At 69.7% G+C, this 8,390-nt stretch carries 7 protein-coding genes and 3 tRNA genes; 7 read left to right on the top strand and 3 right to left on the bottom strand.

Annotation, left to right across the window (positions count from 1 at the left end; genetic code table 11):
- Positions 1-276 precede the first annotated feature (276 nt).
- Positions 277-350: transfer RNA gene (locus BUQ68_RS10030), tRNA-Gly, on the bottom strand.
- A gap of 32 nt (positions 351-382) precedes the next feature.
- Positions 383-467 (bottom strand) — tRNA-Tyr (locus BUQ68_RS10025).
- 297 nt (positions 468-764) lie between these two features.
- On the opposite strand from BUQ68_RS10025, the gene BUQ68_RS10020 reads away from it, so the two are divergent.
- Positions 765-1,607: a TrmH family RNA methyltransferase gene (locus BUQ68_RS10020; RefSeq protein ID WP_075215810.1), complete on the top strand. Its 843-nt coding sequence runs from the start codon at positions 765-767 to the stop codon at positions 1,605-1,607.
- Between the two features lie 79 nt (positions 1,608-1,686).
- Positions 1,687-1,761: transfer RNA gene (locus BUQ68_RS10015), tRNA-Thr, on the top strand.
- 45 nt (positions 1,762-1,806) lie between these two features.
- Here the strand turns inward: BUQ68_RS10015 and BUQ68_RS10010 are convergent.
- Positions 1,807-3,186 (bottom strand): MmgE/PrpD family protein, encoded by a 1,380-nt coding sequence (locus BUQ68_RS10010; protein WP_075215809.1) that lies wholly within the window; start codon positions 3,184-3,186, stop codon positions 1,807-1,809.
- Between the two features lie 144 nt (positions 3,187-3,330).
- On the opposite strand from BUQ68_RS10010, the gene BUQ68_RS10005 reads away from it, so the two are divergent.
- From BUQ68_RS10005 to BUQ68_RS09985, 5 genes are all read left to right on the top strand, one after another.
- Positions 3,331-4,710, top strand: a complete 1,380-nt coding sequence (locus BUQ68_RS10005) for an MmgE/PrpD family protein (RefSeq protein ID WP_075215808.1) — start codon at positions 3,331-3,333, stop codon at positions 4,708-4,710.
- A 4-nt stretch (positions 4,711-4,714) separates the two neighbouring features.
- Positions 4,715-5,806: an AbrB family transcriptional regulator gene (locus BUQ68_RS10000; RefSeq protein WP_139315196.1), complete on the top strand. Its 1,092-nt coding sequence runs from the start codon at positions 4,715-4,717 to the stop codon at positions 5,804-5,806.
- Between the two features lie 157 nt (positions 5,807-5,963).
- Entirely contained in the window at positions 5,964-6,740 is a 777-nt protein-coding gene (locus BUQ68_RS09995; protein WP_075215806.1) for an SDR family oxidoreductase, read from the top strand.
- Between the two features lie 132 nt (positions 6,741-6,872).
- Positions 6,873-7,835 carry a Bug family tripartite tricarboxylate transporter substrate binding protein gene (locus BUQ68_RS09990; protein ID WP_075215805.1) on the top strand — a complete coding sequence of 321 codons (963 nt, stop codon included), beginning with the start codon at positions 6,873-6,875 and terminating at the stop codon, positions 7,833-7,835.
- A 34-nt stretch (positions 7,836-7,869) separates the two neighbouring features.
- The gene (locus BUQ68_RS09985; RefSeq protein ID WP_075215804.1) at positions 7,870-8,364 is read left to right on the top strand and encodes a tripartite tricarboxylate transporter TctB family protein; all 495 of its coding nucleotides are present in this window, start codon (positions 7,870-7,872) and stop codon (positions 8,362-8,364) included.
- Positions 8,365-8,390: the final 26 nt, after the last annotated feature.

The following is an 8,390-nucleotide window of genomic DNA, read 5'->3' as shown; positions in this document are numbered from 1 at the left end:
ATGTTGCAGTGCGGCTTCGTCCGCGCAAATTTCTCTTTACCCATCGACGTCGCTCTCTCGTCTCGGTCTCATGTGTGTCGGACGACGGGTACGCCGCTGGCGCGAGCGCTCGCCTGCCGATGCTGCCGCCTTGGCCGAGCCGTCGGAGCGGACCGGACAACGCGAACACCACGGACCGTTTCACGAACCGTGGTGCAAACCTCTACTTCACGCGGGGATCTTCGGCGAAGCTCCCACGACGGTTGTCGCTCGGCCACGCGAGGCGCATCAAACGGCTGGAGCGGGTGAAGGGAATCGAACCCTCGTCATCAGCTTGGAAGGCTGTTGCTCTACCATTGAGCTACACCCGCAACGCTTACTCTGCCGTTCGACCTTCATCGGGTGGTGGAGAGGGTTGGATTCGAACCAACGTAGGCTGAGCCAACGGATTTACAGTCCGTCCCCTTTAACCACTCGGGCACCTCTCCTTAGGGACACCCAACGAAGTCGACCAAGCGTCTGGATGGTCGAGTGAAACTCGCCGCCCGGCGGGCGTGAATTTCGGGGCGGGTTATGGCCGTTCGATCCGGGCTTGTCAACGCCTTGCCGACACGAAGTTCACCGCTTCGTCGCCTCACCCCGATCGGCACGGAGACGAGGCGCAAAGCCCCCGTGCAGACGGCCGCGGTTTCGGGCTTGTGCCTTCGTGAGGAGCCCCGCGGGCTGCGCACGATCGGCAGCACGCGGGCCATGACGGGCGGCGAACGGGCCGCTATAAGGCGCCCATGACCGACTCTCCCCGCCCTCCCCGCCCCGGCCGCCCGGCCGGCTCCCGCACCGCCAACCCGCGTGGCGCGGCCGGCCGGCCTTTCCGTCCGCGCCCGAAGCGCGAGCGCGAGGCCGGCGAGACGCTCTATCTCTACGGCCTGCACACGGTGGAGTTCGCGCTGAAGAACCCGCGGCGGCGCGCGCTGAAGCTGCTGGCCACCCGCAACGCCGCTGCGCGCCTTGCCGAGCGCTTCGAGGGCGGCGTGCTGCCGATCGACCCTCAGGAGGCCTCGCCGCCGTCGCTCGACCGGCTGCTCGGCTCCGACGCGGTCCATCAGGGCGTCGCGCTGGAGGTGGAGCCGCTGCCGCCGCTCCGCGCGCGGGACCTCAACGGGGCGCCGCTGGTGCTCGTCCTCGACCAGATCACCGATCCGCACAACGTGGGCGCCATCCTGCGCTCCGCCTGCGCGCTCGGCGTCGGCGCCGTGGTGACCACGGCGCGCCACAGCCCGGCCGAATCGGGCGTGCTCGCCAAGTCGGCCTCCGGCGCACTCGACCTCGTGCCCATCATCGAGGTGCGCAACCTCGGCGACGCGCTGCAGGACTTCAAGGCCGAGGGCTACCAGATCGTCGGCCTCGACAGCGAGGGCCCGGCGCCGCTGGAGGCGACCGCGCTCCGCGCGCCGGTCTGCCTGGTGCTCGGCGCCGAGGGCAAGGGCCTGCGCCAGCGCACCCGCGAGATCTGCGACGTGCTCGCCCGCCTCGACATGCCGGGCGAGATCAAGAGCCTCAACGTGTCGAACGCGTGCGTGCTGGCGCTCTACGTGGTGCGCCGCGCGATCGCCCCGCCGGCGGCGTGAAGCGCGAGCGGATCGCGACGAAGCGGCAAGCGCCGCGGCGGTTGCGATCCGCCGGCGAGCGGGTTATCTCACGGGGCGGGCCGGCATAGCACAGCGGTAGTGCAGCGGTTTTGTAAACCGAAGGTCGGGAGTTCGATCCTCTCTGCCGGCACCATCCCTTCCCATCCATGACACCGCACCAACCTCGCCTCCGCCGGGATCAGCCGATCGCGAGCAACGGGCGGAGGTCGGTGATAGCCTTGAGCTCATCGAGGGTCTGGAGCCGGCGACATAGCGTCTCCGCGCGGGGCGCGCCGAGGATGGGCGTGGTCAGGTCCATAGCCTTGGCGAAGACTTCGTCGGCGGTCATCGGGTCGTCGGGCGTGCCGCGGACGGCCCTGGCGTGGTGGCGCCGGCGCTCGCCGGAGACGAGCGTCACCTCGACGATGGACTGACGCGCCGGCCGGGCCGCCGTCAATTCGGGGCTGGCGATCAGGCGGATGCGGCGGCGGAGCGCCAGCACGGCCGGATCGGTCATCCGGGCTTCGTCGTGGGCGCTCTGGAAGGTCACGGTCCCGTCGAGCAGCGCCACCGCCACCAGATGCTGGACGCAGACGCTCGGCATGGCGCGATCGTCGACGATGTGGATCCGGTCGTCCGGCAAGGTGACCGCAACGTCCTCGATTGCGGCCGGATCGATCGGCCCTTCGGCGAGGACGCACATCACAGCGTCGAGCACGGACTGGATCGGCGAACCGACGCACCACTTCTTGATGGAGGCGCGCAGGATTTCGTGGCGCGTGCCGAGTTCGTCGACGAGCACGGCCGGGTCCGGCGCTTCGCCGAAGGCGGTGAAGAAGGAGTGGCGGCCGGAGAAGGGGTCGTCCACGGCCGAGAAGCCGGCCGCCACCATGGCGGCGGCGGTGACGCCGTTGCGTGCGCCCATGCCGCCGAAGTCGAACGCTTTCTCCACATGCTCGGTGTCGCGCTGCCAGAAGGGCACGCCGGACGCCTGCTGCACCGCATAGGAGAAAGCGTGCCGAACGCCGCGTTCGTCCAGCCGATAGAGGGCGGCGGCGGCGGCCGTCGCGCCGAACAGCGGCCCGAGGCTGTGGCTAGAGTGGCGCGCCGTGTCGGGCCGGGCGAAGCCGAGGGCCATCACCGCCCGCGCGCCGATGTCGTAGCCGAGCACGACGGCGCGGATCAGGTCCACCCCGGTGGCGCCTTCGGCCTCGGCGACGGCGAGCGCGGCCGGGACGATGCCGCAGCCGGGGTGAAAGCGGGCGGCCAGATGAGAGTCGTCGGTCTCGTCGGCGTGGGCCGACAGGCCGTTGGCGAAGGCCGCGACGATCGGTGCGACCCTCACCGGTGACCCGATGACGGTGGCGAGCGGCGGGCCGCCCTGCGCCGCGGCGAAGGCCGTTGCCAGCCGGCCGACCTTCAGCTGCGACCCGGACACGATCGCCGCGACCGTGTCGAGGATGTGCGCCTTCGCCTTGGCCACAACCGCCTCGGCAAGCGGCCCGTCGAGTGCGCCCGCCACGTGGGCGGCCAGACGGACGGCGATCTCGCCGGGCTGATCTTTGGACGGTCCGGCCATGGTCGACGGGGCTCCCTCGGTGTGCCGCGCCCCAAGGCGGGAGGCGCAGCACTGATGTATCCGCTTGTATACATTCGCGCGCACCGGCGCTACAAGGTCGTCTGCACCGGAAGCAGGAACGCTCGAGGGAGAGACAGGTCAATCATGTCAGATACTTCCGCCCCCGTCGGCTACGGCGCGGCGAGCCTCGGCTCCGGCCACACGCGCGACCTCGCCGCTTTCCTCGCCGACGTTCGATTCGATCGGCTTCCGAACGACGTGGTCGCCGCGGCGCGCCGGGGAGTGCTCGACTGGATGGGCTGCGCTCTTGCCGGCAGCGATCATCCGGCGGCGGAGATACTCGTCCGCACGCTGAAGCGGATGTCGGGCAGCGCCGGCACGGCCACGGTGCTCGGCCGGGGCGTCAGGCTCGCGCCGCTCGATGCGGCGCTGGCGAACGGCCAGATGGGGCACGTGCTCGATTTCGACGACACCCACATGGGCGGCGTCGTGCTGCACGCAAGCTCCGCGATCCTGCCGGCGCTGTTCGCGCTTGCCGAGGAGCGCCCCCTGTCCGGACCTGACCTGATCGCCGCCTACGCGGTCGGGTTCGAGGCGAGCGTCCGGGCCGGGCAGGCGGCGCCCGACCACCACGCGGGCGGCTGGCACCTGACCGGGACGCTCGGCAGCATCGGCGCCGGCGCCGCGGCCGGCCGCGCGCTCGGCCTCGACGCCCGCCGCATGGGCCACGCCCTCGCCATCGCGGCGACCCAGGCCGGCGGCATGCAGCAGAACCGGGGCACCATGTCGAAATCCTTCCACGCCGGAAAGGCGGCAGCGAACGGCCTTTTGGCGGCGCTTCTGGCGGCGGAGGGCTATGACGGCTCCGACGAGATCCTGGAGGGACGCCGCGGCTTCTGCCGCATCTACAGCGCCCGCACCGACGCCGACGCCCTTCTCCGCGACCTCGGGGCGCGCTGGGAGATCACCCGCAACGGCCACAAGCCCTATGCGTGCGGCGTGGTGCTCCATCCGGCCATCGACGCCATGATCGCGGCTGCCGCGCAGGCCGGGCCTGCAGACGGGGTCGCGTCGATCGTTCTCACGGTCAACCCGGCCGCCGTCACCATCACCGGTGTGGCGAACCCGGAGTCGGGGCTGAAGGCGAAGTTCAGCATCACCCACACGGCTGCCGTCGCCTTCGTGGACCGGGCGGCCGGCATCGCCCAGTTCACCAACGCCCGCGCCGCCGACCCGGTCATCCGCGATCTCGCCGGCCGGATCGCGGTGAGGACGGACGACGCCCTCGCGCGCGATCAGGCGCAGGTGGTGGTCACCCTCCACGACGGGCGGACGGTGAGCCACGCCGTCGCGCATGCCAGCGGCACCGTCGGCAATCCGATGAGCGACGCGGCCATCGCGGCAAAATTTCACGGCAACGCCGACCGTATCATCGGAACCGAGCGGGCGGACAAGATCGCGGGCGCCGCGGCCATGCTGGAGCATCTGGACGACGTGGGCCTGCTCGTGCGGCTGGCGGGGTGACGTGATGCTCCAACGCCTTGATTTCGGACGCCTGCTGCGTATCGCCCTCGTGCTGCTCCTCGCCGGGGCGGCCGGCCACGGGGCCTCGCTCGCCGGCGTACCGCTGTCTTGGGTGCTCGGCCCGCTCGTGGTGACGGCGGCCTGCTCGATCGCCGGCTGGCCGGTATTCGCCTCCAAGCGGGGCCGTCAGATCGGCCAACTGCTCGTCGGCAGCAGCATCGGGCTCAACGTCACCGCCGCCGCCCTCGGCCTGATCGCCCTTTGGCTGCCGGCCATGGTGCTGACGGCGGCGGTCGCCATGCTCGTCGCGGCGGTCCTTTCCGTGCCGTTCGCCAGGGCGAGCCGGATCAACGAGACGACCGCCTTCTTCTCCCTCACGCCCGGCGGTCTTTCCGAGATGGCCAACGTGGGCCAGGCGGAAGGCGCCGACCCGGAGCCGATCGCGCTCTCGCAGGCGATCCGGGTGGCGCTTCTCGTCTGCCTGATGCCGCCGCTCATCCTCGCCTTTGGCATCGACGGCGGCATTCCGACCCCGCCGGCGGCCGGCGATCTCGACCCTGTGGAACTGGCGCTCCTCTTCGCCACCGGCCTCGCGGCCATCGCCATCGTGAAGTTTCTGAAGGCCAACAACGCGTGGATGATCGGCGCCCTCCTCGGTGGCGGCATCGTGGCGGGCCTGGAACTGGTGGAGGGGCGCATGCCGTACCCGTTGTTCGCAGGCGGCCAGTTCCTGATCGGGATCGTCATCGGCAGCCGTTTCAAGCGGGAGAACCTCGTGCGCCTGCCGCGGGTGTGCGTGATGGTGATGCTCTTCATCGTGCTGTTGACGCTGATCCTCCTCGGCTATGCCGCCCTCCTCACCCTCGCCACCGGCATCGACCTCTCCAGCACCGTCCTGTCGTCCTCGCCAGGCGGGCTTGCCGAGATGTCGCTGACCGCTCAGGTGCTTCACCTCAACGTGGCGCTGGTGACGGCCTTCCACGTGGTGCGGTCCTTCTTCGTGAACGCCTTCACCCTGCCCGCCTTTCGGCTGTTCCGCCGGGCGGGACTGTTCCGCCTGGTCGGCCGCCTTTGCGACCGGCTCCGGATCGTTTAACGCATTCGATTTGTCGTATGCATGAATGCGGTTTGAGGTTGCGCCGACGTTGCACACGACTGTATACAGACAAGTGAAGCCGCACGGACAAGTGCGCTTGGCGAGACACGGGCCGCAACGACGGTCGGGACAAAGCATCGCCACAAGGGAGAACAACGTGGGAGTAGACACCCTCGACAGCGCGCGCCGGCCGCTCGCCGGCCAGGTCGCCCTGGTGACCGGAAGCGTCCGTCGCATCGGCCGCGCTACCGCCCTGGCGCTTGCCGGCGCCGGCGCCGACGTGGTCATCAACGCCCGCTCGTCCCGCGACGAGGCGGAAGCGACGGCCCGCGAGGTCGAGGCGCTCGGTGTCAGGGCCATGGTGCACCTGGCAGACGTCACCGACGAGGCCGCCGTCGGCGCCATGACGGACGCCGTCGTGGAACGGTTCGGCCGGCTCGACATCCTCGTCAACAACGCCGCTATCCGCCGCGAGGGTGCCTTCACGGAGATGCCGCTTGCCGAGTGGCGGGAGATCATGTCCGTCGTTCTCGACGGCGCCTTCCTCTGCGCCCGGGCGGCCATCCCGCACATGAAGCGCCAGGGCGGCGGGCGCATCGTCAACATCGGCGGCGTCAGCGCCCATACCGGCGCCATCGAGCGCGCCCATGTGGCCACCGCCAAGATGGGCCTCGTTGGCCTCACCCATGCGCTCGCCGTGGAGTTCGCGCCGACCGGCATCACCGTGAACTGCATCGCCCCCGGCAAGATCGGCGGCAAGCGGTCCGCCACCTCAGGGGCCGGCGTGGCGCTGCCGAACGGCGGCCGGCCGCTGGTGTCCCGCGAGGGAACGGTCGACGACGTGGCGGCGGTGATCCTCACCGTCTGCGGCCCGGCCGGCGGCTTCATCACCGGGCAGACCATCCACGTCAACGGAGGGCTCTACCTGACCTGACCGGACCTGAGAGGCCAACCGCCGCGCGGGTTCACGCTGCAAATTGTCGGCAGTTTGCAATCGACTGCAAACGGACAGACCAAGGTGACAATCAACAAAACACAACAGTCACCGCATTCACGGGAGGATAGCATGAAGTACAGACATTTCCTTGGAGCGCTCGTCGCCGTATCGGCCACCGTATCGCTCGCCGCCGAGGCCCTTGCGGACTATCCGCACAGCACCGTCAAGCTGGTCACGCACTCCAGTCCGGGCGGCGGGACCGACGTGTTCCTGCGCAAGCTCAGCCAGCATCTTGGCCCGATCATGGGCGTCAACTTCGTCGTGGAGAACGTGCGCGGCGGTGGCGGCGCCAAGGCGATGGCGGTGCTCGCCAACTCGCCGGCCGACGGCAGCATCTTCTACGGCACCACGCCGAGCTACGTGAACACCTCGCTGCTGAGCAGCCCGGAGGCCTCGTTCACCGACCTCGATCCGGTGGTGAACATGTTCTACGACCCGCAGGTGGTCTACGTGCGGGCGAACAGCCCCTACCAGGACCTGACCGACGTGGTGGAGGACGCCAAGAGCCGGCCCCAGCAGGTGATCGTGGCGGTCAGCACGCCGAGCTCGCTCGACCGGCAGGTGATGGAGCAGTTCCAGACCGTGACCGGCACCGAGGTCACCATCCTCACCCATGACGGCGGCGGCGACGTCATCCTCAACGTGCTGAACGGCACCGCCCAGGTGGGCATCGGCGAGATCGCCGAGCTGCGCGGCCAAATCGATGCCGGCGAGCTCCGCCTCATCACCACCTACACCGACGAGCGGCTCGACCTCTTCCCCGACGTGAAGACCGCCAAGGAGCAGGGCATCGACCTCGTCGTGCGCAAGTTCCGCGGCCTCGCCGGTCCGAAGGGCCTGCCGGAGGACGTGGTGACGGCCTGGGAAGAGGGCATCCAGAAGCTGCTCGCCGATCCAGAGTTCAAGGCCTGGTACGAGGGCGAAGGCGTCATTCCGGCCTACCTCGACCAGGAGGGTGCCCGCGCCCTGACGGCCGAGTTCGCCACCGAGATGAAGGCCTTCTTCACCGAATACAACATCCAGGCCGAGTGACCGGCTGACGAACTGGGAAGCGATCATGCGGGGAATGCTGGCAATCTCGGGCGTCCTGTTCGCCCTCGCCCTGGCCTATTGGCTCGGCGCCGACGCCATCCCGAAGAGCAGGCTCGGCGGCATGGTGGGGGCCGACGGGCTGCCGAAACTGCTCGCGGTCTCGCTCGGCCTGCTGTCGGCCGGGCTTGCCCTGCAGACGCTGTTGGAAGCAAGGAAGCGGCGCCGTCCGGGCGCCGCTCCCCTCCCCGCCTCCGAGACGGCGGACACGGACTGGTCCGGACATGCGAAGGCGATGGGCGTGATCGGCATCGGCGCCGGTTTCGTCCTCCTCCTGCCGGTCCTCGGCTACGTCGTTTCGGTGATGCTGCTGCTGATCGCGGTGACGGCCTACTCGGGTCGACGCCCCTCGGTCCAGACCGGCCTCTTCGCGGTCGGCGGCGGCATCTTCTTCTACGTGCTCTTCGTCCATCTCCTGAAGGTGCCGTTGCCGGCCGGCGTGTTCGCCACGCTCTTTTCCGGCGCCGCCTGACCAGCCTTCAAACGACAGAATACGGG

This window comes from Mongoliimonas terrestris (assembly GCF_001927285.1).
In the GTDB taxonomy this organism is placed as follows: Bacteria; Pseudomonadota; Alphaproteobacteria; order Rhizobiales; family Pleomorphomonadaceae; genus Chthonobacter; species Chthonobacter terrestris.
The sequence above is the reverse complement of the archived record's forward strand: the minus strand, read 5'-3'. Positions and strand labels throughout refer to the sequence as shown.